We start from the raw sequence: 26,283 nt of genomic DNA on the forward strand, positions 1-26,283 counted from the left end.
ACATCAACCGGACGAGGTGGTCCTCGACAGGCAGTAGAGGAAATGGCGGAAGGGTATGGGAGTCGAACCCACCAGGCACGCGTTGCGCACCTCACCGGATTTGAAGTCCGGGCGCTCCACCGGGAAGCGATCCCCTTCCTTTGTTCAGGATTGGGCAGTATAACCGTTTTCCTCGTTACTTGAGAGCGTGACCGCCTGCCGTTGGCTGTAGGCCGGTTGAAGCCGGCGTTCATCGTTGATGAAGGCGGTGACGCCGGCGCGGTCCAGGTATTCCAGTACGCTGACAGTCAGGCGGCGGCCAATGCCGGAGCGGTCGCGGTAGGCGCGGGCGTCGAAGGCGCCGGTGGCGGAGCTTTCCGCCAGTTCCACGGCAATATCGGCCAGCTCGGTGACGGCTTCCGGACGGTAGAAACGGTTGGGGGCCACCGCGACCAGAAAACCAAGCCCGTGCATGCGTTGCAAAAACGCCAGCAGGGCTTCCCGCTCCAGACCCAGGGCCTCCGCCAGCTCACCGACAATGGGTGGCTTCAGGCCGGTGCCTTCCAGTTCGGTCATTACCTGGTCCAGCAGACGCTGGTCTGTTTCGGCCAGTTTTGGCTGATGGCCTGGCCGGTGAAAGCGGAAGCCATTGCGGGCGACTTCTCCCGCCGTCAATAACTGGTCTAACAGCCCGTGGCGCGGCTCCTGTTGCAGCCGTATGCCGGGCAACCGGGTCAGCTCCGGCTCTGTAGGGCCGATCTGGTCCGGGTGGTTTTCATGCCACTGGTCCAGTCGCCCCAGCACCCGCGTCTGCAGCGCAGCCCAGTGCTCGCGGGCGAAGCCGACAGGGCCAGTGGCGGTCCGGATGATGACAGGCTCAAGCCTGGCCAAAACCGAATCCAGCCGCTCGTCCGGCAGGTTCTCAGCGGCCGCAAACGGGTCGAGATGAAGGCCTTGTGGGCTTGCGACCAGCCAGGCCTGCAGTCGAGTCATCGGGCCCTCGTTTTCCGAGCGAGTAGTCGCAGGAGCCTGGCGCCCCATAAGCGTTCGAAGCAACTGCACGCGATTGGCGGTGGACCGCCCACGACCCGGCCCGAACGGGTCCACCACCTGCCCACCACCGATGGTGCGATTGAGGGCCGGGTCCCGCAAGATCAGCCGATCACCCACACAGGCCTGCACTGGCTGCTCAAGCATCAGCTGCGCAAGCATCGGGCGATCACCTTGCCCTTCACCCAGTACAACCACCCGGGCACTTCTCACCGCCGCCCCCAGGTGTACCTGGAAGGTACCCCGATGGAGCCGGGTCTCCGGGAGCAGGGCCAGCCCAACATCCAGGCGATCCGTGGGCCGGTGCAGCCAGTGGGTCACGAGCCAGTCGCCTCGCTGGATGTTGTCAGCGCTGACGTTTCCCACCAGGTTGATGGCGCATCGCTGGCCGGCGACCACGCTTTCCACCGTCTCGCCGTGCGCCTCAAGCTCCCTGACCCTGATCGGATGGCCTGCCGGTGAAATCATCAGGGCGTCTTCCCTGGACAAGGTCCCGGCCACCAGGGTGCCGGTGACCACACAGCCCCGCCCGGGTACCGAGAAACTGCGATCGACCACAAATCGCGTGCCTGCTGCCAGGCTGCTGGCTTTCTGGTGATCGACGAGCGCCTGCTCTGCCAGCCAAGCCTTCAGTGGCGGAAGACCCTCTCCCGTCAGGCCGGACACCGGAAACACCGGGGCGGTCGCCAGTCCCGTATCCGCCAGCAATTCACGGACCTCATCCGTAACCTCGGCCAGTCGGGAGGCATCCACCCGGTCTGCCCGGGTCAATGCCACCAGGCCGTTTTCCACGCCCAGCAGATCGAGAATGGCCAGGTGCTCCCGGGTCTGGGGCATGGGGCCGTCATCGGCGGCGATCACCAGCATGACGGCATCCACCGCCGCTACGCCGGCCACCATGTTACGGACGAACTTTTCATGCCCGGGCACATCCACAAAACCCAGCCACTGCCCCGGTTCCGTACGGCTCCAGGCAAAGCCCAGGTCGATAGTCAGACCCCGGCGTTTCTCCTCCGCCAGCCGGTCGGTGTCCTGCCCCGTCAGGGCGTGGATCAGGGTGGTCTTGCCATGGTCCACATGGCCGGCGGTGGCGATGATCAAAGCGCCTCCGTCTCCGGCTGAAGCTGGGCTATGAAGGGGGCCTCATCTTCCAGGCATCGACAGTCCAGCAAGAGTGACTCATCGGAAATCCGACCGATGACCGGCATGGGGAGCTGACGCAGGCGGGACGAAAGCAACTTGAGCTGCCGGTTGCGTTCACGCTTGTTGCCGGCCGGGGGGCTCAGGCGGACAGCCGCGCTGGACAGCAAATCCAGCGGCAGGGAGCCGCTGCCAATCTGGCTTTTCACCGGCATCACCGAGGTTTCCCAGCCAGCGCCCGCCCAGGCTCTCAGCGGTTCGGCGATGGCCAGTGCGGTTGCTTTTATGGCGGATTCGGGCCGGGTCAGCAGACGCAGCGCCGGTACCCGCCGGGCGACAGTGTCCGGGTTGCTGTACAGCCCGAGCACCGCCTCCAGTGCGGCCAGGGTCTGTTTGTCGCAACGAAGGGCCCGCTTGAGTGGGTTCCTTTTTATCCGCTGTATCAGGTCCTTGCGACCGGCAATGATGCCAGCCTGGGGACCACCCAGCAGCTTGTCCCCGCTGAAGGTGACCACATCCGCGCCTTTACCCAGGGTCTCCCGCACGGTGGGTTCCGCCGGCAGGCCAAGGGCGGTCATGTCCAGCAGGCTACCACTGCCCAGGTCCACCGCGAGGGGGAGGTCTTTTTCCCGTGCGATGGCAGCCAGTTCGCTCTCCCCCACTTCCGCAGTAAAGCCCTCGATGCGGTAGTTGCTGGTGTAGGCCTTCATCAGCAACCCGGTACGGCTACTGATGGCTTCGTCAAAGTCCCGGGGGTGGGTGCGATTGGTGGTGCCCACTTCATGGAGCTTGCAACCGGCCCGGGCCATGATGTCCGGCAGGCGGAAGGCGCCACCAATCTCGATCAGCTCGCCACGGGAGACAATCACCTCCCGGCGCCGGGCCAGGGTGTTGAGCACCAGTAGCACGGCGGCGGCGTTATTGTTCACCACCGTAGCCGACTCTGCGCCGGTCAGGCGACAGACCCGGGCTTCCACGTGGTCATCCCGGTCACCTCGCTTGCCCTTGTCCAGGTCGAATTCCAGGTTGGAGGCACCGGACGCAACGCCCACCATGGCATCGATGGCTTCCTGCGGCAGCGGCGCCCGGCCGAGGTTGGTGTGCAGCACCGTACCGGTGAGGTTGAATACTGGTCGCAGCGAGGGCGCCACGGCCTTCAGCACCGCCTGTTCCACGTCAGTCACGAAGTCGGTGTCATCAAACGGTCGGGGTTGCCGGCGCCAGTGATCAAGACCGGCGCGGATGGCATCCAGCACCAGGGGGCGGCCGTAAAGGGAGCAAAGCCGGGCCATGAGCGGCCAGGTGAGGATCTGGTCAACGGAAGGAGGCCTTGACCGGTCGGTTACCGGTGGCATGGATTCAGATGTGTTCATGGACTCCACCATCCCTGGCGGAGCAGGGATGTCTATTCTGTGTGTGTCAGTAGCCGGACGATCTCATCCAGGGCCTTGTCCGCCAGCTTCCGCATCTCGTCATCGGTGCGGTCCTGGATCGGGTGGCCCACGAACACCATGGCCGGCTCGAAGCCCAGGGTTTTCGACTGGGCCGCCGCGGCCTGGATGAACTCGGTGGAGGCAACGCCTACGCCGGGAATGTTACGACCTTCCAGGTCTGCGATGTCATGTGTACAACACGACGTGCAGGAACCTCAGTCGGCCAGTCCTTCAACCACCAGGTCCACTTCACCGGCAATCTGCTGTTTCAGCTCGGTGGGTGCGACACGGGTGAATGTGGGCTTGCGGTAGCGTTTGACGGTGACTTCCATTTCCGTCAGGCGTTCCTCTATGCGATCAAGGAACACATCGCCCCGGGGCTTTGAGATGTCCAGCAGCCCGACGGTCTTGCCCGCCAGGCTTTCGGGCCGGGCCAGCCGGGCCCGTACCGCTGGTGACAACTCGCCCGTGGGGTCGAGCATCACACTGGTTTGGGTCATACCTTCACCTCTCTGGTTACAGGACTGGAACCGACCGGGCCGGACGCGGCCCAGCCGGCAATGACGGCAGAGAACAGGCCGGCGGTGCCGCCGGCCCGGACAATCAGCAAGCCACCGGGGCGGAACTTGGGTATGGTCTTGTCCCGATACTGCTCTGGGAGGCCTTCGGCAATGCCACCGGCGCCAGCCACCATTTCCTCCCCGGGAAACTGGAGCAGTTGCTCCAGCTCCTCCAGCAAACGGGCCTTGGTCCAGCCCGCTTCAATGAATACGCGACTGTGTTCCGGCGACACCACCAGAACCGCATCGCCCGCCATGGCCATTTTTGGATGGTCCACCGCCCGCAGGGCCAGGGCAAAGGACTTCGCGAGGGACTCGGGCGTACGGGATTTCTGGTCGACGATGCCCTGCACGCCTTCCCCCGCGAACAGGGTGACGGCGGAGTTGCCGGAGGGCACGCCCCGCTCTTCCGCCAGCGGCAGCCACTCGCTGTCCTCCGCCTCGGCAAAGCAGAACGTGTACTTGCCAGGCGTGCCCAGGGTAGCCCGGTCAATCTCGCCCGGGCGGCCACCGCCCACGTTGCGGACGATCAGTTGCAGCGCACGGCCAATGGTGGCATTGGCCCGGTTGCCCTGCCCCAGGGCATTGCCACCGGAGTTCATGCCAATGGATTTCGCCACCGGGCCATTAACAATGATCATGGGGCCGGCGAACATGGTCGTACACAGCAGGCCGTGGAGGCCGAACTCCTCGGTCAGGGCCGCTTCCAGGGCGGCGAGCACTACCGGCATGTATTCCGGTTTGCAGCCGGCCATCACCGCATTGATGGCGACCTTTTCCACGGTACAAGGTGCGAGGTCCGGCGGCACCAGGCCGATTTCCTCTGCCGGGTCCCGGTCGGTGCCCCTGAGCATTCGCAGCACACGCTCCGGTGTTGGCGGCACCACCGGAAGGCCGTCGCTCCAGCCCCGCTCGTAGCAGGCCTCGATCAGGTCATCGGCATCGGTCTCAATCTCGCGGGCATGGAGGTGGGTATCGCCAAACTGCAGCTCCAGCTTCTCGGCAAAACCCGGCTCCAGGGTCTTCGAGCCACAACCCGGACGCATCACAGGCAGGTCATCACCAAGGCCCTGGATACCGGTCAGACGCTGCCAGTCCTCCCGGTGCCAGCCATAGGTACGCTCCACTTCTTCACCGTTCTCGACCCGGATCAGGGTGGGGACAAACTCGGTTTTCAGCCGAAAGGAGTGTTCCAGGGTCGAGTCATACTGTGCGCCCCGGACTCCCGCAGCGAAGGCCGGGTCATCCTGAGAATACACGGTCAGGGGGCCGGCCTGTCGCTCGATATCGGCCAGCAGCGGCTCGACCAATTGACAGGTAGGGCAGTCGCGCTTGGCAACGACAATCAGGCCATCGGGTAATGGGGTCATGGTCAGGGTTCCGCCCGATTTCCGGGTCTTGTTGTATGTCAGTGAATGACAGACAGCATAGCAGGCCGAATGAAAAAATCGAGCGCTTGCCCGTTAACAAGACGGAGCACTAGTCTGCCCTGGTCCAGGTGGACGTGCGACCGAACAATGGCGCGCCCACATAGCCTCTCAGTTTGAGGGTGTTCTCGTCTTCCAGGGTGATCTTGGCGTTGTACGTCTTGCCGCTTTCCGGGTCGTAGACCTTGCCGTCTTCCCAGGTTTCACCGTCGCCGCTGTCTTCCAGTCCCCAAACGATTTTCAGGCCCTCAATGGGGCGGTCCCGGAGTTCCGGCTCGGGGTTTTCTGCGTCAACCTTGGGGTTACCCTTGCCATCCAGGGGCTCTTCCAGGGAGACGATCCGGCCGCACAGGTTATCGCCACAGGCTTCCACCTGCACCTTTGCGCTCTTGTCTTCGGTATCCCAGAGCCCCGTGGGGTCGGCGTAGGCTTCGCGGACGGCCAGGAAGGACATCACAACCGCCATCGCGGTCAGCAGGTTAAGTCTGGTTCGCATGGATTGTTCTCTTTTGTTGTTGTTTTACAGCGCGTCAGCGCAGTTCACCAAATCATAGCCATACTGCACGCATGACACCAGAGCAAACGCTCACAATGCCGCAAAAATACACCGGGAGTCCGCGCCATAAAAATCCCCCAGACTCCGGGTTATTGCAGGCTGGCCCGGACCACCGTGTTGGTATCGGTGCCAAACCACAGGCTTCTGGTTTCCGGATCAAACACCATATGACGAACAGTACCGCCGCCACTGGGGATTTCGGCGGGGTCCGAGAAGCTTTCCGATGCCGGGTCAAAGCCAATCAGCCGGTTGGGGCTGGGGCCGGTTTCCACGAACCAGGGGCGGTCCTGGTCGTCCAGGGCCATGGCGTAGGGGTAGGCATCGGCCCCGCCGGGCACTGGCCATTCCTGAATGTCGCCACTGTCGATATCGAAGCGGCCCAGATAACCCTCGGCATAGTCCACGTACCACACCTGGCCATCGTCGGTGATACCCAGGCGCCTGGGCCGGGCGCCTTCCCGGGGCAGCGTCACCTCGTGGATCTCTCCCCGGGCATCCACGGTGGCCAGCTTGTTGGTGCCGAACAGGGCCACCCAGGGGCGACTGTCCTTGCTCACCACCAGCCCGTAGGGCCGGGTCCACTCGGTTTCCACGTCGAACATGTGATAGTCGTACTGGTCCACGTCCAGCCAGCCAATACGATTGCCGCCCTGCTCGGTAAAGAAGATATCGCCGTTGGCGTCAAAGGCCATGGTATGCACGTCCTTCGGGCCTTCCCCTTCCAGTTTGAACTTGCGGATCTCACCGCTTTCCGGGTCCAGCAGGCCAATGTGCTCTGCCTGGTTACCGGCATAGAAGGCGCCACGCTCGTCGGCAATCACGTTGTGGGGGCCGGTGCCGGGGTCCAGCCGGTACCGTTTCAGGTCGCCGCTTTCCGGGTTCAGGGTCGCCACGTAGTCGCCGGCCTGGCCGACAAACCAGATGGTATTTTCACCCGGGCCCACCCATGGATCACGGGGCCGGGTGTTATCCCAGGGAATATCCCATTCCTTGAGGTTCGGGGTGACGGGGGCTTCGGCACTGACGGCCTGTACGGTCAGCGCCAGTGTGAGACCGGTCAGGGCCGCGGCGATGGACTTCATGACAGTTCTCCTTGAACAGGCTTCCAACTATCCGCTCACTATAGTACGCCGTTACGACAGGACAATAGCCACCATGACCGGAATGTAAACCAGCGCGAACAGGGTGCTGAGCAACGCCGTGCCTGCCGCCTGGCGGGGCGCCGTATCCAGCAGTGTGGCGATGACCACGGTGTTGGCGGCGATGGGCGTAATGGAGAGCAGGAAGATGGCCTGGTGCACGGCCGTGTCGTAGATGCCCAGCACCGCCGCATCAAGCCACCAGAGCCCCAGCGCCACCAGCGGCCAGACCACGAACTTGCCGGAAAAGGACAGGCCGGTAAAGCGGATATTCCCAGCCAGCCCCCCGAAACTGAGGATGCCCATACCGATGATCATCATGCCAAGGATGCTGTAGGCACCCCGCAGGTTGTCAAACAGCGGGTGCAGCACCTCGGGAATGCCAATGCCGGACAGGTTCAGCAGCACCGCCAGCACGAAGGCATACACCGACGGTAACCGCGACACCCGCACCAGCGCATCCCGGATGCTGTACCGGCCCCGGGCCGCCAGGTAGAAACCAACGGAGTTCTCGAACAGGGTGGTGCCCAGCATGCACACGATATAGATGGCCAGTCCCTGCTCGCCGAACAGTAATAATGCCACGGGAATACCGAAGTAGCCGGTATTGCCAGTACCCACAGACAGCGGGATGATGCTGGCGCTGCCATCAGTCAACACCCTCCGGGCAATCCACAGATGGGCCACGCCGATCAGTGAGCACAGGGCAAAGGTGAGCAGTGGCAGCAGGATGACTTCCGCCGACAGGGGCGCAGCCATCACTCCCGAAAACACCACGGATGGCGTAACGATGTACAGCATGATGCCGGCGATATGACGGCTGCTGGCCTGCAGGTAACGGCCGGCGATCCACCCCAGGGCGACGGTGATGTAAAGGGGCAGCAGTTTCAGCAGCAGGGTCAGGGCGGCGGTCATGGCGTCTCCGGGGCAGCGGATCGCCATTGTACTGTCACGGCAGGTGAATCGACAGGGTTTGGCTACGTCTCTCCCGGACCACCCTTCTCTGCCCGCAACTGCCGCACTTCCTCCTCTAGGGCCCGACGGGCGGCGCGCTCCTTCATCAGTTGCAGGGTGCTGCTGGAGAGCTTGCCATAGATTTCCAGTATCGCCTGTACCATGACCGAGGTGGTGCCCCCCAGGGTGCGGTCGGCATCGTCGGCGGCTTCTTCCAGGGAGTGGCCGGTGCGAATGGAAAACGTCATCAGCGCCATACGGCGATCCGATTCCAGGATGTGGAACGCCAGCCAGCGGGTGAGGAAGTCGAACATCTCGGCCAGGGTATTCTCGTTCCCCGCCTCACGGCGTTCCTGGTAATGGCGCACCTGCTCGAAGAAGTGCTCGTGGGCCTTGTGATGATTGGCCTCGATGCTGCTTCCGGCAAAGTACTGCTTCCAGATGCCTTCCTCGGACCGGAAATGGTAATGGGTGTAATCCAGCAGTTCGTCCAGCACATCGCTGGCCTGCAGTTCGTCTTCCTCGGCGGACAGGTGCCACGCCAGCCGGTTAAGGATAGCCACCAGCTTGCGGTGCTGTTCGTCGATCTGCTCGATGCCGGTCTCGAACTGACTGTTCCAGGGGAAGAGTTCGAAGTCGGGCTGGTTGGCGGCCCTGAAGCTCATAACACTGCTACCTTTCGCGACAATGTGGTCACAATACCACGTGAGTCAACCTTGCCCCTTGAGAAACAAGAATTAAAACGGGGCGTTTCTAACGACAGTAAACCACGACGATTCCGGGCCAATCCATCACTTTCAGCAGCACCACGCCTACCCCTTTTGGGGTAGCAAGGCGGTTCATTAGTGGAGCTTCCGGTCATGCTTGATAACCGTCAAGTCGAGCACTTCTTTACGGGAATAACCTAGTGCTGCAGTCAGGCATTTGAAAAATAACCATGGAGAGAGCGCTATGGCCGAACGCTTTACCAAAAGCATGGCCAGGAACATCTATCTGGGGGGAAGTGTGTTCTTCGTCCTGTTGTTCCTGGCCCTGACTTTAGACACCCAGTTGAGGGCAATGCCCGAACGGGACAACCGCGAACAGCTGACCGAAGACGTGGTTCGCGGCAAGCATCTGTGGGAAGAGAACAACTGTGTGGGTTGTCACTCCATCATGGGCGAAGGGGCCTACTTTGCCCCCGAACTGGCGAACGTGTTCGATCGCCGTGGCGGTGGTGACACCGAGGTCTTCAAGTCCTATATGAAGGCCTGGATGAACGCCATGCCCACCAACGTTCCCGGACGGCGGCAAATGCCGAACTTCAATCTGACCGATGAAGAGATTGAAGACCTGGCAGCGTTCCTGGAGTGGACCTCCAAGATCGACGACAACGACTGGCCACCCAATATCGAAGGCTGAGGGCTCTGACATGAAATACGAATCCCAAAGGGTAGCAATGCCCTACTTCATCTTTGCCCTGATCCTGTTTGCCGGCCAGATCGTGTTCGGCCTGATCCTGGGGCTCCAGTACGTTGTGGGTGACTTCCTGTTCCCGGAAATCCCCTTCAACGTGGCTCGCATGGTGCACACCAACCTGCTGATTGTCTGGTTGCTGTTCGGCTTTATGGGTGCAACCTATTACATGGTACCGGAAGAATCCCAGACAGAGCTGCACAGCCCGCTACTGGCGTGGATCCTGTTCTGGGTATTCGCCGTTGCCGGCACCCTGACCATTCTTGGCTACCTGTTCGTGGACTACGCCACCCTGGCGGATATAACCATGAACAGGCTGCTGCCAACGATGGGGCGGGAGTTCCTCGAGCAGCCCACCATAACCAAGATCGGTATCGCCGTTGTCGTGGTGGCCTTCATCTACAACATCGGCATGACCGCCCTCAAGGGCCGCAAGACTGTGGTCAACATTGTGCTGATCACCGGCCTGCTGGGCCTTGGTGGTTTGTGGCTGTTCTCCTTCTACAACCCCAGCAACCTCGCCACCGACAAGTACTTCTGGTGGTTCGTGGTGCACCTGTGGGTTGAGGGTGTGTGGGAGCTGATCATGGGTGCCATCCTGGCCTATGTGCTGATCAAGCTGACCGGTGTGGACCGTGAGGTCATCGAGAAGTGGCTGTATGTCATCATCGCCATGGCGCTGATTACCGGCATCATCGGTACCGGCCACCACTTCTTCTGGATCGGACCGCCCGAGTACTGGCTGTGGCTCGGCTCCGTGTTCTCCGCACTGGAACCGCTGCCGTTCTTCATGATGGTGGTGTTCGCCTTCAACATGATCAACCGCCGGCGCCGCAACCACCCCAACAAGGCGGCCCTGCTCTGGGCCATGGGCACCACGGTGATGGCGTTCCTGGGCGCTGGCGTGTGGGGCTTCCTGCACACCCTGGCTCCGGTAAACTGGTACACCCACGGTAGTCAGATTACTGCCGCCCACGGACACATGGCGTTCTACGGCGCCTACGTCATGATTGTACTGACCATCATCTCCTACGCCATGCCGATCATGCGCGGCCGACCCTACGGCAACGGCAACACAGCCCAGGTCGTCGAGATGTGGGGGTTCTGGCTGATGACCATCTCCATGGTGTTCATCACCCTGTTCCTGACCGCCGCAGGGGTACTCCAGGTGTGGCTGCAGCGCATCCCGGAAAGCGGCGAGGCCCTGTCCTTCATGGCAGGCCAGGACCAGATCGCCATCTTCTACTGGATGCGGTTCGTAGCCGGTGCCTTCTTCATGGCCGGCCTGGTGGTGTATCTCGGCAGCTTCTTCATCAAGGGCGAGGCAAGCCCGGCTGAGGAAGTCCGTGGTCCCGCCACCGCGGATGCCTGACCGGCAATAACCGCCGGGGCCTCCGGGCCCCGGCCTTCTCCATAATATCCGGACCATTTTCGTGCATGCGCAAACCATTAACCGCAAGGACACCCTCCAGCAGAAGCGCCTGATTTCCCGAGGTGCGTTCTTTCTGCTGTTCCTGCTTGCGCCTGTACTCAATATCTTCCGCTATGACCTGACCGAGACCCGCTTCGTCCTGTTCGGGTTTCCGCTGTCCTTCAACCTTGACCCGGCCTGGGTCAGCCAGAGTTCGCCGGCGGAGGTCGCTGGGCAAATCCTGTTCTGGTTTGTGCTGCCCATCATCGTACTGGTGCCGCTGGTACTGTGGATTGCCTTCAAGTGGGGACGTATTTACTGTGGCTGGTTGTGCCCGCACTTTTCCGTGGTCGAAACCATCAACGACCTGATGACCCGTGTCACTGGCCGGCCAACACTCTGGGAGGCCCTCAAAAAGGGCAACACCGGCAACGCCCTGCACTGGGCAGGGCTGACCCTGATATGCGCGCTGATCGGCTTCTCCTGGGCCCTTGCCCTGCTGTCGTACCTGCTGCCGCCCATCCCGCTTTACACGGACCTGGTGACCGGCGAGCTGAGCCGTTACCCGTCCATTTTCCTGGCGGTTGCGACGGCGGTGTTCACCTTTGATTTCCTGTTTGCCCGGCACCTGTTCTGCAAATACGGCTGTGCCGTCGGACTGGTGCAGAGCATCGCCTGGATGGCCAACGGCCGGGGACCGGTTGTCACCTTTGACACCAAACGGGCCGCCGCCTGCCGGGACTGCACCAAGGCCTGTGACGAGGCCTGCCCCATGCGGCTGCCCACCCGCAGCCACAAGCGGGCCAAGTTCTCCTGCACCCAGTGCCTGCAGTGCGTCAGCGCCTGCCGGGAGGTGCAGAAAGACAACCCGGACGGATCCCTGTTGACCTGGGAACCCGGCACCCCGGGCAAACAGACGGTATTGATACCAATGCGTCAGATCGACACCACACCGCCAACACACCTGAACACGGGGAGTTGATATGGAAGAGTGGGTAGGTTTCAAATGGCATGAGTACATTACCCGCCATGCCATGGGGGAATTCCCGGAGCATGCGATTCAGCTCAAGGATGAGGCCCGGACCCTGGGCGTGCTGTTCCGTGCCCTGGGGGGCGACCCGGCCCTCAGCCTGGTGGTGGCCGAGCCCCGTCACTTCCGCACCCGCCGCCGTTTCCTGCAGAAGCTGGCAGGCACCCACAAGAAATTCGAACTGGCCTGGCGTGATGAGCAGAGCCTGCGCCTGCCGGACCGGTTGGCCCTGTTCCCCTCGAAACACCTCAACCGGGATCTTTACCTCTGGCTTGCCGCCCTGGCGGCGCAGGGCGAATGCACAGAAGACGACTGGCTGACCGGCAACCAGGCAATGGTACAGACCCTGCTTGGCCGGTGGCCCGGGCTGGAACCGGTCTATCAGCGACTGGTTCGCAACAGCCTCCAGTGGCGCCCGGATCCGACCACCCTGCCCGACGCCGAAGGCCGTCGGGAAAAGGCCATTCGCCAGGCGCTGATTCACCCCGGCAGTGTGGATACCCTGCCGGAGGCAGACTCCGACCCCTGGCCGGTTATTATCTGGCTATACCCCACCATGACGCCAGGCAAGCTGACCGCGCAGGTGATCGGTGACGACAACATGAGCTCGAAGCCTGGCGGGCTGGAAAAGAAACGCAAACGCCGGCGTGCGGAGCGTGTGGATGCCTTCGACAAGGATCAGGGCCTGATGCTGTTCCGCCTGGAAAGCCTGTTCTCCTGGAGCGAATTCATCCCGGTGGACCGGGCCGGTGACGATACCGAAGAGGAAGACGCCGACGCGGTGGCCGACGACATGGACATGATCTCTGTCTCCAGCGACCGTCGCGAGTCGTCTTCTGCCATCAAGTTCGACCTGGACCTGCCGTCGGAGGAAAATGACGACCTGCACCTGGGCCCCGGCATTCACCTGCCGGAGTGGGACTGGCGCAGCCAGGGCTACCGGGAAAAGTTCTGCTGCCTGCAGCCCATGCTGAGCAAGGATTCTGTTCCCTCCCCCCTACCGGACCACCTGAGCCGGTCCGCCATGCGACTGAGGCGCCAGTTCAGTGCCCTCAAGCCCCTGCGCCAGTGGGAGCGTCGCCAGAACGAAGGTGAAGAGCTCGACCTCGACGCCTGCATGGAACGGGAAGTCCAGCACCGCCGGGGCATCGGTGAGATCGACCAGAAGCTGTTCCGACGCTGCAAACAGAACCAGCGTGACCTGGCGTGCCTGATCCTGGCCGATATTTCCATGTCCACCGACACCTACATCAACAACAACCAGCGAGTGATCGACATCACTCGGGACGGCCTGCAACTGCTCAGCGAAGCCCTCCAGGCCAGCCGCGACCCCTTTGCCCTCTTCGCGTTCTCCTCCCGGCGCCGGGACCATATCCGCTTCCATCACATCAAGGCGTTTGACGAGCCCTATAGCGATGTCAGCCGGGGCCGCATCCAGGCCCTGGAGCCGGGCTACTACACCCGCATGGGCGCTGCCATCCGCCAGTCCACCCGGCTACTGCAGGGCCGCCATGAGCACCAGAAAATCCTGCTGCTGCTTACCGACGGCAAACCCAACGACCTGGACCTGTACGAGGGACGCTACGGCGTGGAAGACACCCGCATGGCGGTACAGGAAGCCCACAAGGCCGGCCTGACCCCATTCTGCGTCACCATCGACGACGACGCCAGCGAGTACCTGCCCTATGTCTTCGGCAGCAACAACTTCGTGGTCATCAAGGACCCGGTCCAGCTGCCTCTGCAATTACCCAAGCTCTACATGAACCTGACCCGATGAGCTCTATGGAAACCGCCACCAACGAACGAAGCCGACACCTGCCAGGAGACCTGGCCGTATGGTTCTTTATCTTCGCGGAACTGGCGGTGTTCGGCATCCTCTTCATCGGCTTCGGTGTTGCCCGCAGCCTGGACCCGGACACCTTCGCCACCGGCCGCGAAGCCCTGCACCCCTGGACTGGGCTGATCAACACCTTCGGCCTGATCACCGCCAGTTACCTGGTGGCGATATCCGTCCACCGCCTGCGCCACCGGCAAACCCGTGTGGCCCTGCTGCTGTGGGGCGCCATCGCCGCCTCATCCATCTACACCTTCGGCAAACTCTGGGAGTACGTGGAGCTCTACGGCAGCGGCTATAACCTGGGGACGGACACCTTCTTCATGTTCTATTTCTTCCTCACCTTCTTCCACTTCATGCACGTGGTGCTGGGTCAGATCATCCTGGTGGTGCTGGCGGTGAAGGTGAAAAACGGCGACTACAACGGTGACGACATGAACGGCATGGAGTCCGGCGCCTCCTACTGGCACATGGTGGACCTGGTGTGGCTGGTGCTTTTTCCCATGCTCTACGTGCTGGCATAAGGAGGTCGGTTAATGGCAACGGTATACCTGATCCTGCTGGCCTGCACCATGGCCCCGGTGATCGCCCTGCAACTGGGCGCTGATGCAACCGTCCTGGTCTGGATGGTCTTCACCCTGGTCCTCATCAAGGCCATCCTGCTGGTGGATCACTTTATGGAAATGAAGCATGCCCCGAGGGGGTGGCGTCTTGCTGCCCAGGGGTGGGCTGTGGTTGTGGTTGCGGCTTTGGCGGGAGTTCGTTGGGTGCTTTAGTTTTCTGGGTGCAGGGGACTGGTCGGGAAGGCTTTTCCTGAAAGTCGCACAACCCCAGCCGCGGACTATACCCGACGGTCCGCAGGGAGTGGCCGGGGAGGCCTTTCCGGGACTGTGCGGAGCCAGGGATGGCGGAGCCCAAGCGACACAGGGAAGTGCCTTTAGGAGCGTGTCCCGGAAAGGCCTCCCCGGCCGCTTCCTCCACCACAAACATAAAGTCTCGAGCAGAAGTCGCGGACTCAAACAAACCGCCGCGGAAAATAGGGAGGCTTATCCCCAATAGCCTGGGCCAGGGCAATCATCCCCCACAAAACAAAACTCGTATGCAGCACGATGGCCCACACAATCGCCCCGGTCCAGAAGTTCCCGGTATGACCGAAAGCCAGCCAGAACCCGGCCACACCACTGAAAATCAGAATCGCCCCAAGAATCGACATATAAAATGCCGCCCGCACATGGGCCCGTTTCAGCGCCGGCATCTCCGCCGAACGCAGATACAGCCACACCAGCACCCCAAACCCGATAACCGGCAACGCCAGCAGGTTCAGCAGATACCAGATGACCGGCACCACTGCGCCATTACTGGCCTTCGCCTGGCTTCCCGAATACGGCATACACCACCTCCATAAGTGCGCTGACGGTTGCTTCATCGTCGGATAAAGGCTCAATCATCCCCGCGCGGCACGCGTCAGTCACCGGTACACCCGCCTTCACCAGCCGGGCAGTATGAATCAGCAAACGGGTTGACGCCGCCTCTTCCAGGTCATGGTCCTTCAGGTTTCGCACCGATTGGGCCAGGTTCACCAGGTGACCGGCAAGCTCCCGGTCACAACCGGATTCTTCCATCACGATCGACTGCTCCGCTTCCGCCTCCGGATAATCAAAGCTCAGAGACACGAAACGCTGCCGGGTACTGGGCTTCATACCCTTGAGCAGGCTTTGATACCCGGGATTATAGGACACCACCAGCATAAAGCCCGGCGCAGCCGTCAGCACTTCTCCCGTGCGCTCGATAGGCAGCTCCCGGCGATCATCCGCCAGCGGGTGCAGTACCACGGTGGTGTCCTTGCGGGCCTCCACCACTTCATCAAGGTAGCAGATGCCCCCCTCACGCACGGCCCGTGTCAGCGGACCGTCCTGCCAATAAGTACCTTCCGGTCCGATCAGGTGGCGTCCCACCAGGTCGGCGGCGGTAAGGTCATCATGGCACGCCACCGTATACACCGGGCGCCCCAGCTGCTCCGCCATGTAGCGGACAAAGCGGGTCTTGCCGCAGCCGGTAGGCCCCTTGATCAGTACCGGCAAGCCGTTGTCGGCGGCTGCCTGGAAGAGTTCGATCTCGTTACCAACCGGTTGGTAAAACGTCATTGGTTACTATCCTCTGAGTTCAGACTGTCGGGTGAGACTCACAACCCAAGCGTATGGGCACGGCTGGTGAAGAAAATACCACTGGGTTTTTCCGCATTCAGCTCCGCTACCGGCTCAAGGGTGCGGGTGTTGTATACGGTCACCCGGTTGCTGTCCCGGGCAGACACCCACACTTCCTCGCCACGGGGCGTGAACTCCATGTGCAGCACCGCCTTGCCGGGCGCCAGGGTGCGGACAATTTCACGGGTCCTGGCGTCAATCACCTGTACCACATCGTTCTTCGGGTGGGCAAAGCTCACCCAGATCTGGCGGTTGTCCGGGCTGGCCATCACGAAGACGGGCTGACCCTGCACCGGAATCCGGTCCACCAGTGACCAGTCGTTCATATCGGCCACCAGCACCCGGTGGTGGCCTACCGCCGGCATGAAGGCGCGACCGTCGGCAATGGCCCAGCCTTCCAGGTGGGGCATCTTGTAAACCGGGAGCTGCTGTTCACCCTTGCCGTAGCCCGGCAGCACTTCGGTTACGCCGGCTTCCGGCTCCCACAAGTCCAGCATAGAGAGGCCGTCCTCACCAAACAGACCAGCAATGTAGTAGCGACCATCCGGTGTGATCAGGGCGTCATAGGGCGCCTTTCCAGCCGGATAGCGGGTCACCTCAGGTTCACCGTCAACCATATCCAGGGTCCAGATCTCGCCCGCGTCGAACAGGCTGAACACAAACCGGTTACCCGGTGCATCCACCAGGCCGACAGTCTTGGACCGGGCAGCCTCGCCCTGGTCGTTGGTCCAGGTAGCCGGGATATCCGCTACCAGTTCCAGGGTTTCACTGTCGAACACCTTCACACCACCGGGCTCATAGTTGGAGACGGCAACATAGCGGCCATCCTGGGAAATGGCACCGCCGATGCTGTTACCGGACTGGATCACCCGGTCCACAATGGAGCGGGTCAGCAGGTCCACCTTCGTCAGACCGCCATCCCGCCCGAAGACGAATCCGTAGCGGGCATCCCGGGAGTAGACCACCGAGGCATGGGACAGGTCCCCCAACCCTTCTACCCGGCCCAGTACTTCACGGCGGGAGGTGTTGACCACCAGCACCGAGCCTGAGGCCCTCTCAACAATCAGCCCCAGATCGCCCGTGCCCACCAGCCCGGCCTGTTCCGGCTTCCCGGACAGCGACTGGCAGCCGGCCAGTGAAAGCAGAACCAGGGAAAGTCGAAAGGGCGAGGTAATTCTGTTGAAACTCATGGCGAATCCTTCCTTCACAGTGGTCATCTGGGTGCTACCAGGCTGCCAGATTTGAGCTGCTCACTGATCCAGCGAATCTCTTCGGTGGTCAGCAGCGCTTTCCAGGGGGGCATGGCGGTACCTGGTACCCCTTCCCGGATGATGGCGGCTATGGCGTCCTCCGGCAGGCGGTCAATGTTTTCAGGCAATAATGGCGGACCAAGGCCACCCTTCAACTTCAGCCCGTGGCAGGAGCCACAGTCCTGGATAACCATGTTGGCCAGCTCGGCTTCATCGATAACGTTACCGTTACCTTCCCCGTGGGCCGGTGCGACAAAAAGCCCCGCGATTGCAGCAACCGCCGTCCACCGCAGCCGGGTTCTGCCTGATGATTTGTCCAAGTCCCGCTCCTTTCCGGTCGTCAAGGGCATCCTGACAACCGGGTAAAAACACATCCTTGATCATGGTTAAAAGCCCGGACCGATACCAGCACTCTTTGGGTATACCCACCTTTGGGTAGTGATCACACAAACCTGCGCCCCCTGATATTGATCAATGTTTAAACAACCAAACAGGCGAAACCTAGAGGGACTCTTTAATCCAAGGAGAGAACCTGATGAGAGTAACCAACCCGTTTATCAAGCCACTGGCACTTGCGGTTGCCGTAGCGTCGTTTGGCGCCATGGCAGCCGATGACGCCACCAAGCATCCTGATGACCCGGCGGCGACGGCCTATGAGGGCACACCCAGCCCGATTGACCCTGGATCGGCCAAGGTGGTTCGCACACCGGGGGCACCCGACCTGACCGACGCCGAATTCGAACAGGCCAAGCAGATCTATTTCGAGCGTTGCGCCGGCTGCCATGGTGTCCTGCGCAAGGGCGCGACCGGCAAGCCACTGACGCCGGACATCACCCAGGAAAGGGGGATCGACTACCTCAAGGCCTTTATCAGCTACGGCTCGCCGGCCGGCATGCCGAACTGGCTGACCTCCGGTGACTTCACCGAGGAAGAAGTCGAGCTGATGGCCAAGTACGTCATGCACGAACCGCCCCAGCCCCCTGAATACGGCCTCGAAGAGATGAAGGCCACCTGGGAAGTCATCGTGCCCCCCGAGGAGCGCCCCACCAAGCAGATGAACGACCTGAACCTGGAAAACCTGTTCAGCGTGACCCTGCGGGACGCCGGCCAGGTGGCCCTGATTGACGGCGACACCCACGAAATCGCGCACATCATCGACACCGGCTACGCCGTGCACATCTCCCGTATGTCTGCATCAGGTCGCTATGTGTTCGTGATCGGCCGGGATGCGCTGGTCAACATGATCGACCTGTGGATGGAAGAGCCCGACACCGTCGCCAAGATCAAGGTCGGCATGGAGGCCCGTTCGGTGGAAACCTCCAAGTACAAGGGCTGGGAAGACAAGCTGGCCATCGCCGGTACCTACTGGCCGCCCCAGTTCGTGATCATGGACGGCCAGACCCTGGAGCCGAAGAAGATTGTCGGCACCCGGGGCATGACCGTGGGCACCCAGGAATACCACCCGGAGCCACGGGTAGCGGCCATCGTGGCCTCCCACAAGCATCCTGAGTTCATCGTCAACGTGAAGGAAACCGGCAAGATCATGCTGGTGAACTATGAGGACCTGGACAACCTCTCCATCACCAACATCGATGCCGCCCGCTTCCTCCACGACGGTGGCTGGGACGCCAGCATGCGTTACTTCATGACAGCCGCCAACAACTCGGACCAGATCGCGGTGGTCGATTCCCAGGACCGTAACCTGGAAGCCATCGTGGATGTGGGCAAGATTCCCCACCCCGGTCGTGGCGCCAACTTCGTGGACCCGGAGCATGGCCCGGTCTGGGCAACCAGCCACCTGGGTGACCCCACCATCCAGCTGATCGGCACCGACCCGGAAGGTCACCCCGACAAGGCCTGGGAAGTGGTGCGGACCCTGGACGGTCAGGGCGGTGGTTCACTGTTCATCAAGACCCATCCGGAATCCAGCAACCTCTGGGTCGACACCGCACTGAACCCGGCTGAAACCATCAGCCAGAGCGTTGCGGTGTTTGATATCAACGACCTCGAAGCCGGCTACGAAGTGCTGCCCATCGCCGAATGGGCGGACCTGGGAGAAGGCCCGAAGCGGGTCGTCCAGCCGGAGTACAACGTGAAGGGTGATGAAGTCTGGTTCTCGGTTTGGAACACACAGGACAAGAAATCTGCCCTGGTGGTGGTCGACGACAAGACCCGTGAGCTGAAGAAGGTAATCACCGATGAGCGGCTGGTGACACCGACTGGCAAGTTCAACGTCTACAACACCCAGCACGACGTGTACTGACCGGTTCCGACCCGGAGGAGACGCCCTATGCAACTGGATGCCACTGACAGGCAACTGATTGACCTCTACCAGCGGGACCTGCCCGTCTGTGACCGGCCCTTCCTGGAAGTATCCCGGCAGTTGGGCATTACCGAGGAAGAGGTCATCGGGCGGCTGCAGTCACTCCAGGACCACCAGGTCGTCAGCCGGGTCGGACCCGTTTTTGAACACAGCCGGGCAGGTGCAAGCCTGCTGGCTGCGGTGGCGGCACCGGAACAGCAACTGGACCTGGTGGCCGCCCGGATCAACCGTGCCCCGGGGGTGAATCACAATTACGCCCGGGAGCACACCTATAACCTCTGGTTTGTCATGACCGCACCGGATGAAACCGTCCTGGAAGAGCGGCTGGACGAACTGGAACAACAGCTCAGGCTTCCCATGCTGCGCCTCCCCATGGTGGAGGGCTACCACATTGACCTGGGCTTCGAGATCGACTGGGAGGCGCTGCCGTGATCCTGTCACCTTCACCGGAATACCTGGCCATCGCCCCCGAGGCGCCCGGCGGTGGCCCTGTCAGCGCCTGGGGTCTACTGCGCCTGCGGCGGGAACTGGAAAAGGGGCTCCCGCTGACACCAAAGCCTTACCAGACCCTGGCCGAGCGCTCAGGGCTGACGGAAGATGAAGTCATGGCTGCGGTCCGGCAATGGCAGGCACAGGGCCTGATCAAGCGACTGGGGCTTGTGGTGAAACACCGCACCCTGGGGTACACCGCCAACGCCATGGTGGTCTGGGACATCCCGGATGATCAGGTACACGCTATCGGTCAGGCCATGACCAGAATGCCGTTTGTCACCCTGTGCTACCAGCGCCCCCGCCGGCTGCCGGACTGGCCCTATAACCTGTTCTGCATGATCCATGGCATCGACCGGCCGCGGGTACTGGCCCAGCTGGACAGACTGATCGCTGACCAGGGCCTGCAACACACCCCTCACGCGGTCCTGTTCAGCACCAAGGCATACCGGCAACGGGGAGCATGCTATGTCGGCCGTCACTGAGCGACCGGAGACCGACACACCGGGCACTTTCACCGGGCTTGAGCGGGCGGTGATTAACCGCCTGCAGTGCGGCCTGCCACTGGTGCGTTATCCCTATGCGGCTGTAGCGGAGGAGCTGGGCATCAGCGAAGCCGACTTGCTACACACCCTGCGCGACCTCCTTGAACGAAAGGTCCTGACGCGCTTCGGCCCCATGTTCCACGCCGGCGAAATGGGCGGCGGGCTGACCCTGGCCGCGATGCGGATCCCCGAACCTGACTTTGCCCGGGTAACCGGGCAGGTCAATCAGCTGGATGAAGTCGCCCACAACTACCGCCGGGAACACGACCTGAACATGTGGTTTGTGCTGGCCACCGAAACCCCCGAAGACATCGACCGTGTCATCGCCGATATCGAAGCGGTCACCGGCTACCCGGTCTACAACATGCCCAAAGAGGAAGAGTTCCATGTCCACCTGTACTTCCCTGTCTGACAACGGCGCCACGCTGGATGAACAGGACCGGAAACTGGTGCTGGCCACCCAGGCCGGCCTGCCCCTGGTCAGCGCCCCCTGGGGCGCCCTGGGCGAGCAACTGGGCATGAACCCGGAGGATGTGCTCAGCCGTTTTCAGCGCATGCAACAGACCGGCGTTATCCGCCGGGTGGCCGCAGTGCCGGACCATTACAAGCTGGGCTACCGGTTTAACGGCATGACCGTCTGGGATGTGCGTGACGATGCCATTTCGGACATGGGTCAGCGGGTGGGCGAGTTGCCCTTTGTCAGCCACTGTTACCGGCGCCCACGGCACCTGCCGTACTGGAACTACAACCTGTTTGCCATGGTGCACGGCACCAGCCGGGACGAAGTGGAAGCCAAGGCGGGGCAAATCCGCAAACTGCTGGGGGACACCTCGGCGGGGGACACCATTCTGTACAGTTCCGCCATCCTGAAAAAAACCGGATTAAGACTGCGAAGAGAGAAAGCTACCTCCTGAAGTACTCCATCAAAGGTATGGAGTCACGCCCCCCGGGGCGATAGTGAACGGGCACAGAGCCGGTAAAGGCCCGCCCGGAGAGGCAGGAAAGCCACTCCCGATGAGAGAGAGAAACCATGTTCCGCATGACCCGTTACATCAAGAGCCTGATGAACCCCACCCCGGTACGCCCGGTGCCAAAGCCCCGCGCTCCGGTGGTGATCTGGAACCTGATCCGGCGTTGCAACCTGACCTGCAAACACTGCTACTCCATCTCCGCCGACATCGACTTCAAGGGCGAACTGAGCACCGAAGAAGTCTATACCGTGATGGACGACCTGAAGGCCTACGGCGTACCGGTCCTGATCCTGTCTGGCGGTGAACCGCTGATGCGCCCGGATATCTTCGATATTTCCCACCGCGCCAAACAGATGGGCTTCTACGTGGGCCTGTCGACCAATGGCACCCTGATCACCGAGGAGAACATCGACAGGATCGCCGCCGTTGGCTACGACTATGTGGGCATCAGCATTGATGGCCTGGAACAGACCCACGACACCTTCCGCCAGAAAAAGGGCGCCTTCCGCGAGTCCATGCACGCGGTCGCCCTGTGCAAGCAGGCCGGCATCAAGGTGGGGCTGCGCTTTACCCTGACCCAGGACAACTACCCCGAGCTGCCGGCCATGCTGGAGATGCTCGACGAGCACGACATCGACAAGTTCTACCTGTCCCACCTGAACTACTCCGGCCGTGGCGGACGCAACCGCAAGCGCGACGCCTGGTACGACATGACCCGTGACGCCATGAACCTGCTGTTCAATCACTGCCACGACGAACTCAAACGTGGCATTGAGCGGGAATACGTCACCGGCAACAACGACGCCGACGGCCCCTTCCTGATCGAATGGGCAAAAGAGCACTACCCGGACCAGGTGGATGCCCTCACCCAGCGGCTCACCAACTGGGGGGGCAACGCCTCCGGCGTCAATATTTCCAATATCGACAATCTGGGGGTGGTGCACCCGGACACCTTCTGGTGGGACCACGACCTGGGCAACGTACGGCAGACGCCGTTCTCGAAAATCTGGTCAGAGACAAAGGACCCGCTGATGCAGGGCTTCCGCCAGCACCCCCGGCCGGTCAAGGGGCGCTGCGCTGAGTGTAAGTTCCTGTCCATCTGCAACGGCAATACCCGGGTGCGGGCCTACAACGTCACCGGCGACTTCTGGGAAGAAGACCCTGGCTGCTACCTCACCAATGAGGAAATCGGTGTGGTCGATGACCTGCCCCGCCGCGTGGCCGCCCAGGCGGTCGAAATCCCGGTCCACAACCTGTAAGGAACCGCGCCATGAACAAGCGTCCACACAAGAAATGCCTGGTGGAGTTCCTGCTGGCGGAGCAACCCTTGCGGGTCGGGGAAGTGGCCATTGTCGGCGCAGGCCCCGGTGACCCGGGCCTGCTGACCCTGCGGGCACTGATGCTGATCCAGCAGGCGGATGCTGTGGTCTACGACCGGCTGGTGTCCCCCGAAATCATGGAACTGGTCAACCCGAAGGCCGAGTTGATTCATGTGGGCAAGGCCAGCGGCTGCCACTACGTCCCCCAGGAGGAAACCAACGAATTGCTGGTACAGCTGGCGGTCCGCCAACGCCGGGTGGTTCGCCTCAAGGGCGGCGACCCCTACATTTTCGGGCGGGGCGGTGAAGAAGCCGAATTCCTGGTGGAGAACGACATCGACTTCCAGGTGGTTCCGGGCATTACCTCCGCCGCCGGTTGCGCGTCTTACTGTGGCATTCCCCTGACCCACCGGGACTATGCCCAGAGCGTCACCTTTGTCACCGGACACCGCAAGTCTGACCAGGCCCTGGAGCTGAACTGGCAGGTGCTGGCCGCCCCGGGCCAGACCCGGGTGTTTTACATGGGCCTGCACAACGCCCCCACCATTGTGCGGGAGCTGACCGCCCACGGTTTGCCCGGAAGTTGCCCGGTGGCGCTGGTTGAGCGCGGTACCACGCCCCAGCAGCACATGGCAGTGACGACCCTTTCAGGGCTTGAAACGACCATCAACCGGGAAGGATTCCAGCCCCCCACCCTTATCATCGTTGGTGAGGTGGTGAAACTGGCAGCGTCACTGGCCCAGCCGGCCCGTAGCGGCTGGACCCATGCTCCTGCCCCGCAACCGGCACTTTCCGCAGGAGGCAGACCCGCGTGAGTCCAGGTAAGAAAACCCTGATGGTACTGGCGACCAGCCTGCTGCTACCCGCAACACTGCACGCGGCAGCCGATACCGAAACCCTGTACCAGCAACACTGCGCCAGCTGCCATGGCGCTGACCGCCTCGGCGGCATGGGTCCCGCGCTGTTACCGGAGAACCTCTCCCGCCTGAAGATGCCCCAGGCCGAGGAAGCCATTCGCCATGGCCGGCCCGCCACCCAGATGCCGGCCTTCGGCGATGTATTGGATGACGCCTCCGTTGCCGCCCTCGCCGAGTATATCTATCAGCCGCCGGCAACCACCCCGACGTGGGAAAGAACGGACATTACCGACAGCCATCGGCTGCCCCACCCGGCGGGGGAGCTACCGGATGAGCCCGCCTATGATGCAGACATGATGAATCTGTTCCTGGTGGTGGAAATCGGCGACCACCACGTCACCCTGCTCGATGGCGACTCCATGGAGCCCATCCACCGGTTTGCCAGCCGCTACGCACTGCATGGTGGCCCCAAATACAGCCCCGACGGACGCTTTGTCTATTTTGGCTCCCGGGACGGCTGGATCACCAAATACGATCTGTACAACCTGAAGGTCACTGCCGAGGTCCGTGCAGGTATCAACATGCGTAACATCGCCGTCTCCGCCGATGGCCACTACGTCATGGCGGCCAACTACCTGCCCCACACCCTGGTGTTGTTTGATGCGGACAATCTCGAGCTGATGGAGATTCTCCCGGTCGCGAGCGGCGACGAAACGTCCCGGGTGAGCGCCGTCTACACCGCGCCGCCCCGCGACAGCTTTATCGCCGCCCTGAAGGATATTCCCGAAGCCTGGGAGATCACCGTGGAAAACGGCAAGGCTAATGTCCGGCGGATGCAGACCGACACCTGGCTGGACGACTTCTTCTTTGACCCGGGCTATGACCACCTGATCGGCGCAGCCCGGGATGGCAAGCACGGCCATGTTATCGACCTGGACTCCGGCGACACCATCGCGAACCTGCCGCTGCCCGGCATGCCACACCTGGGATCGGGTATCACCTGGGAATATGAAGGGCGGCGGGTAATGGCAACCCCCCATTTCCGCACCGGCGCCGTATCCATCATCGACATGGATAACTGGGAGGTCATCAAGACCCTGGAAACAGAAGGCCCCGGGTTTTTCATGCGCAGCCACGAAAATTCCCGCTACGCCTGGGTGGATGTGTTCTTCGGCCCCAACAAGGACAAGGTCCACGTAATCGACAAACAGTCCCTGGAGATCGTCAAAACCCTGCAACCAGCGCCCGGGAAAGTGGCCGCCCATGTGGAATTTGACCGGTACGGCGAGAAACTGCTGCTCAGCGTGTGGGATCAGGACGGTGCAGTCATCGTCTACGACGCGGACACCCTGGAAGAGGAGAAGCGTATCCCCATGAACAAGCCTTCCGGGAAGTACAACGTGTGGAACAAGATTCACTATGAGGAAGGCACCAGCCACTGATTGGCGGGCCCCGTTGCTGCCGGGAGGGGCCCCTCCATGACAATCAGGCCACCCGCCTTAACATGCATTGCGAATAGTGGAATAATGGCCAGGTATTCACTCAAAGTCTGGTGCCCATCATGAGCGAAGGCTACGAAGATACCGGATACGATGCCCCGGCGTCGTCACCCTGCCTGCTGGACTCCCTGCAACCGGAGATCCTTCACCAGTCAGCGCCGCCGGCATCCCTGGCCCTGGTCAACAGTTTGAGCCGGGTGTTCGGCATGCGCCTGGACCACGAACACAGCGAATCCCCGGATAACCGCTTCCTCGGTGACCTGGCCCACCTGTTCCAGCAGCGCAAGCTGGAGCCGGAGACCACACTGGAGGTGCACGACTCCCCCTGGAGCCAGGTCTACCTGATCCAGTATGGTGTCATGCGCCTTTACCGGGAGGCACCGTCCGGCCGCATCGCGGTACATCACTTCTTCTCCGAAGGTGACCTGGTATGGCCCGTTTTCGGCCGTACCCGCACCCGTCGCAATACCCTGTGCCTGACCACGGTCACCAATTGCACCCTGTGGACGGCCAGCTTCCCGGCCTTCCGGGCCGCCGTTACCGCACGCGGTGAAGGGGCATGGGCCCGGTTCGCGCTGTCGCTGACCGAGGAACTGGCCGAACTGACCAGCATGCGCGAGTTCCGCAAGCAGACCATGCCGGCCAGGGAACGTTATCAGCTGTTGCTGGAGGAATACCCGGAACTGGTCCAGCGGGTGCCGGACAACCAGCTGGCCGCCTGGCTTGGGGTCGTACCGGCAACCTTCTCCCGTCTCAAGAACGCAAAAAGCCGACTTTAAAAGCCAGCCGGCTGTACGCTCGCGCCACTGTGATACGATTCAGGCAAAACATTCAAAGCATCCCGGCTGCCCGCTGCGC

Annotated in this window: 27 protein-coding genes and 1 tRNA gene; 15 read left to right on the plus strand and 13 right to left on the minus strand. The window is 62.0% G+C overall.

Annotation, left to right across the window (positions count from 1 at the left end; translation table 11 throughout):
* Positions 1-43: 43 nt before the first annotated feature.
* The 9 genes from MLC59_RS06415 to MLC59_RS06455 form a co-directional block, all read right to left on the minus strand.
* Positions 44-139 (minus strand) — tRNA-Sec (locus MLC59_RS06415).
* Between the two features lie 5 nt (positions 140-144).
* On the minus strand, positions 145-2,130 hold the full coding sequence (gene selB / locus MLC59_RS06420; RefSeq protein WP_248232227.1) for a selenocysteine-specific translation elongation factor: 1,986 nt from the start codon (positions 2,128-2,130) through the stop codon (positions 145-147).
* Positions 2,127-3,542: an L-seryl-tRNA(Sec) selenium transferase gene (gene selA, locus MLC59_RS06425; RefSeq protein WP_248232229.1), complete on the minus strand. Its 1,416-nt coding sequence runs from the start codon at positions 3,540-3,542 to the stop codon at positions 2,127-2,129. The genes selB and selA overlap by 4 nt, the downstream gene beginning before the upstream one ends.
* Before the next feature lie 32 nt (positions 3,543-3,574).
* Positions 3,575-4,102 (minus strand): UGSC family (seleno)protein, encoded by a 528-nt coding sequence (locus tag MLC59_RS19905; protein WP_282450866.1) that lies wholly within the window; start codon positions 4,100-4,102, stop codon positions 3,575-3,577.
* Complete coding sequence (locus MLC59_RS06435) at positions 4,099-5,532, minus strand: thioredoxin family protein (RefSeq protein WP_248232237.1); 1,434 nt, start codon at positions 5,530-5,532, stop codon at positions 4,099-4,101. The genes MLC59_RS19905 and MLC59_RS06435 overlap by 4 nt, the downstream gene beginning before the upstream one ends.
* Positions 5,533-5,641: 109 nt before the next feature.
* Positions 5,642-6,085: a DUF2147 domain-containing protein gene (locus MLC59_RS06440; RefSeq protein WP_248232243.1), complete on the minus strand. Its 444-nt coding sequence runs from the start codon at positions 6,083-6,085 to the stop codon at positions 5,642-5,644.
* Between the two features lie 149 nt (positions 6,086-6,234).
* Positions 6,235-7,227, minus strand: a complete 993-nt coding sequence (locus MLC59_RS06445) for a Vgb family protein (protein ID WP_248232244.1) — start codon at positions 7,225-7,227, stop codon at positions 6,235-6,237.
* A gap of 51 nt (positions 7,228-7,278) precedes the next feature.
* Positions 7,279-8,199, minus strand: a complete 921-nt coding sequence (locus tag MLC59_RS06450; RefSeq protein WP_248232245.1) for an AEC family transporter — start codon at positions 8,197-8,199, stop codon at positions 7,279-7,281.
* A 62-nt stretch (positions 8,200-8,261) separates the two neighbouring features.
* Positions 8,262-8,903: a bacteriohemerythrin gene (locus MLC59_RS06455; RefSeq protein WP_248232248.1), complete on the minus strand. Its 642-nt coding sequence runs from the start codon at positions 8,901-8,903 to the stop codon at positions 8,262-8,264.
* Positions 8,904-9,189: 286 nt separating this feature from the next.
* Between MLC59_RS06455 and MLC59_RS06460 the strand changes: the two genes are divergently transcribed.
* The 6 genes from MLC59_RS06460 to MLC59_RS06485 all read left to right on the plus strand — a co-directional run bounded on the left by MLC59_RS06460 (position 9,190) and on the right by MLC59_RS06485 (position 14,744).
* Positions 9,190-9,639, plus strand: a complete 450-nt coding sequence (locus MLC59_RS06460) for a c-type cytochrome (RefSeq protein ID WP_091850108.1) — start codon at positions 9,190-9,192, stop codon at positions 9,637-9,639.
* 10 nt (positions 9,640-9,649) lie between these two features.
* Positions 9,650-11,065 (plus strand): cbb3-type cytochrome c oxidase subunit I, encoded by a 1,416-nt coding sequence (locus MLC59_RS06465; RefSeq protein ID WP_248232264.1) that lies wholly within the window; start codon positions 9,650-9,652, stop codon positions 11,063-11,065.
* A 61-nt stretch (positions 11,066-11,126) separates the two neighbouring features.
* Positions 11,127-12,086, plus strand: a complete 960-nt coding sequence (locus tag MLC59_RS06470) for a 4Fe-4S binding protein (protein ID WP_248232268.1) — start codon at positions 11,127-11,129, stop codon at positions 12,084-12,086.
* A gap of 1 nt (position 12,087) precedes the next feature.
* Entirely contained in the window at positions 12,088-13,911 is a 1,824-nt protein-coding gene (locus MLC59_RS06475) for a nitric oxide reductase activation protein NorD (RefSeq protein WP_248232269.1), read from the plus strand.
* Positions 13,908-14,492 (plus strand): cytochrome c oxidase subunit 3, encoded by a 585-nt coding sequence (locus tag MLC59_RS06480; protein ID WP_248232272.1) that lies wholly within the window; start codon positions 13,908-13,910, stop codon positions 14,490-14,492. Before MLC59_RS06475 ends, MLC59_RS06480 begins: the two co-directional genes overlap by 4 nt.
* 12 nt (positions 14,493-14,504) lie before the next feature.
* A complete protein-coding gene (locus MLC59_RS06485) occupies positions 14,505-14,744 on the plus strand; it encodes a cytochrome C oxidase subunit IV family protein (RefSeq protein WP_248232275.1) in 240 nt (79 codons plus the stop codon).
* Between the two features lie 239 nt (positions 14,745-14,983).
* Here MLC59_RS06485 and MLC59_RS06490 read toward each other — a convergent pair whose 3' ends face one another.
* Genes MLC59_RS06490 through MLC59_RS06505 form a run of 4 tightly spaced genes read right to left on the minus strand, consistent with a single transcriptional unit; the run spans position 14,984 to position 17,742 of the window.
* A complete protein-coding gene (locus MLC59_RS06490; protein ID WP_248232282.1) occupies positions 14,984-15,358 on the minus strand; it encodes a hypothetical protein in 375 nt (124 codons plus the stop codon).
* Positions 15,324-16,112, minus strand: coding sequence for a CbbQ/NirQ/NorQ/GpvN family protein (locus MLC59_RS06495; RefSeq protein ID WP_248232289.1), 789 nt, complete (start codon positions 16,110-16,112; stop codon positions 15,324-15,326). The genes MLC59_RS06490 and MLC59_RS06495 overlap by 35 nt, the downstream gene beginning before the upstream one ends.
* A 38-nt stretch (positions 16,113-16,150) precedes the next feature.
* Positions 16,151-17,362 (minus strand): cytochrome D1 domain-containing protein, encoded by a 1,212-nt coding sequence (locus tag MLC59_RS06500; protein WP_248232297.1) that lies wholly within the window; start codon positions 17,360-17,362, stop codon positions 16,151-16,153.
* Positions 17,363-17,385: 23 nt separating this feature from the next.
* The gene (locus MLC59_RS06505) at positions 17,386-17,742 is read right to left on the minus strand and encodes a c-type cytochrome (RefSeq protein WP_248232298.1); all 357 of its coding nucleotides are present in this window, start codon (positions 17,740-17,742) and stop codon (positions 17,386-17,388) included.
* A gap of 215 nt (positions 17,743-17,957) precedes the next feature.
* Between MLC59_RS06505 and MLC59_RS06510 the strand changes: the two genes are divergently transcribed.
* The 9 genes from MLC59_RS06510 to MLC59_RS06550 all read left to right on the plus strand — a co-directional run bounded on the left by MLC59_RS06510 (position 17,958) and on the right by MLC59_RS06550 (position 26,204).
* Complete coding sequence (locus tag MLC59_RS06510; protein ID WP_248232300.1) at positions 17,958-19,685, plus strand: nitrite reductase; 1,728 nt, start codon at positions 17,958-17,960, stop codon at positions 19,683-19,685.
* 27 nt (positions 19,686-19,712) lie between these two features.
* Positions 19,713-20,177 (plus strand): AsnC family transcriptional regulator, encoded by a 465-nt coding sequence (locus MLC59_RS06515; protein WP_248232305.1) that lies wholly within the window; start codon positions 19,713-19,715, stop codon positions 20,175-20,177.
* Positions 20,178-20,206: 29 nt separating this feature from the next.
* Entirely contained in the window at positions 20,207-20,719 is a 513-nt protein-coding gene (gene ahbB, locus MLC59_RS06520) for a siroheme decarboxylase subunit beta (protein ID WP_248232346.1), read from the plus strand.
* Positions 20,703-21,191, plus strand: a complete 489-nt coding sequence (locus tag MLC59_RS06525; protein ID WP_248232307.1) for an Lrp/AsnC family transcriptional regulator — start codon at positions 20,703-20,705, stop codon at positions 21,189-21,191. Before ahbB (MLC59_RS06520) ends, MLC59_RS06525 begins: the two co-directional genes overlap by 17 nt.
* The gene (gene ahbB / locus MLC59_RS06530) at positions 21,166-21,693 is read left to right on the plus strand and encodes a siroheme decarboxylase subunit beta (protein WP_248232308.1); all 528 of its coding nucleotides are present in this window, start codon (positions 21,166-21,168) and stop codon (positions 21,691-21,693) included. The genes MLC59_RS06525 and ahbB (MLC59_RS06530) overlap by 26 nt, the downstream gene beginning before the upstream one ends.
* Before the next feature lie 116 nt (positions 21,694-21,809).
* Positions 21,810-23,009, plus strand: a complete 1,200-nt coding sequence (gene nirJ / locus MLC59_RS06535) for a heme d1 biosynthesis radical SAM protein NirJ (protein WP_248232309.1) — start codon at positions 21,810-21,812, stop codon at positions 23,007-23,009.
* A gap of 11 nt (positions 23,010-23,020) precedes the next feature.
* Positions 23,021-23,884: a uroporphyrinogen-III C-methyltransferase gene (cobA, locus tag MLC59_RS06540; protein ID WP_427901703.1), complete on the plus strand. Its 864-nt coding sequence runs from the start codon at positions 23,021-23,023 to the stop codon at positions 23,882-23,884.
* Between the two features lie 20 nt (positions 23,885-23,904).
* Positions 23,905-25,368: a nitrite reductase gene (locus MLC59_RS06545; RefSeq protein ID WP_248232348.1), complete on the plus strand. Its 1,464-nt coding sequence runs from the start codon at positions 23,905-23,907 to the stop codon at positions 25,366-25,368.
* A gap of 119 nt (positions 25,369-25,487) precedes the next feature.
* Positions 25,488-26,204 carry a Crp/Fnr family transcriptional regulator gene (locus MLC59_RS06550; RefSeq protein WP_248232311.1) on the plus strand — a complete coding sequence of 239 codons (717 nt, stop codon included), beginning with the start codon at positions 25,488-25,490 and terminating at the stop codon, positions 26,202-26,204.
* Positions 26,205-26,283: the final 79 nt, after the last annotated feature.

The sequence above is a fragment of the Marinobacter bryozoorum genome (assembly GCF_023156245.1).
Classification (GTDB): domain Bacteria; phylum Pseudomonadota; class Gammaproteobacteria; order Pseudomonadales; family Oleiphilaceae; genus Marinobacter; species Marinobacter bryozoorum.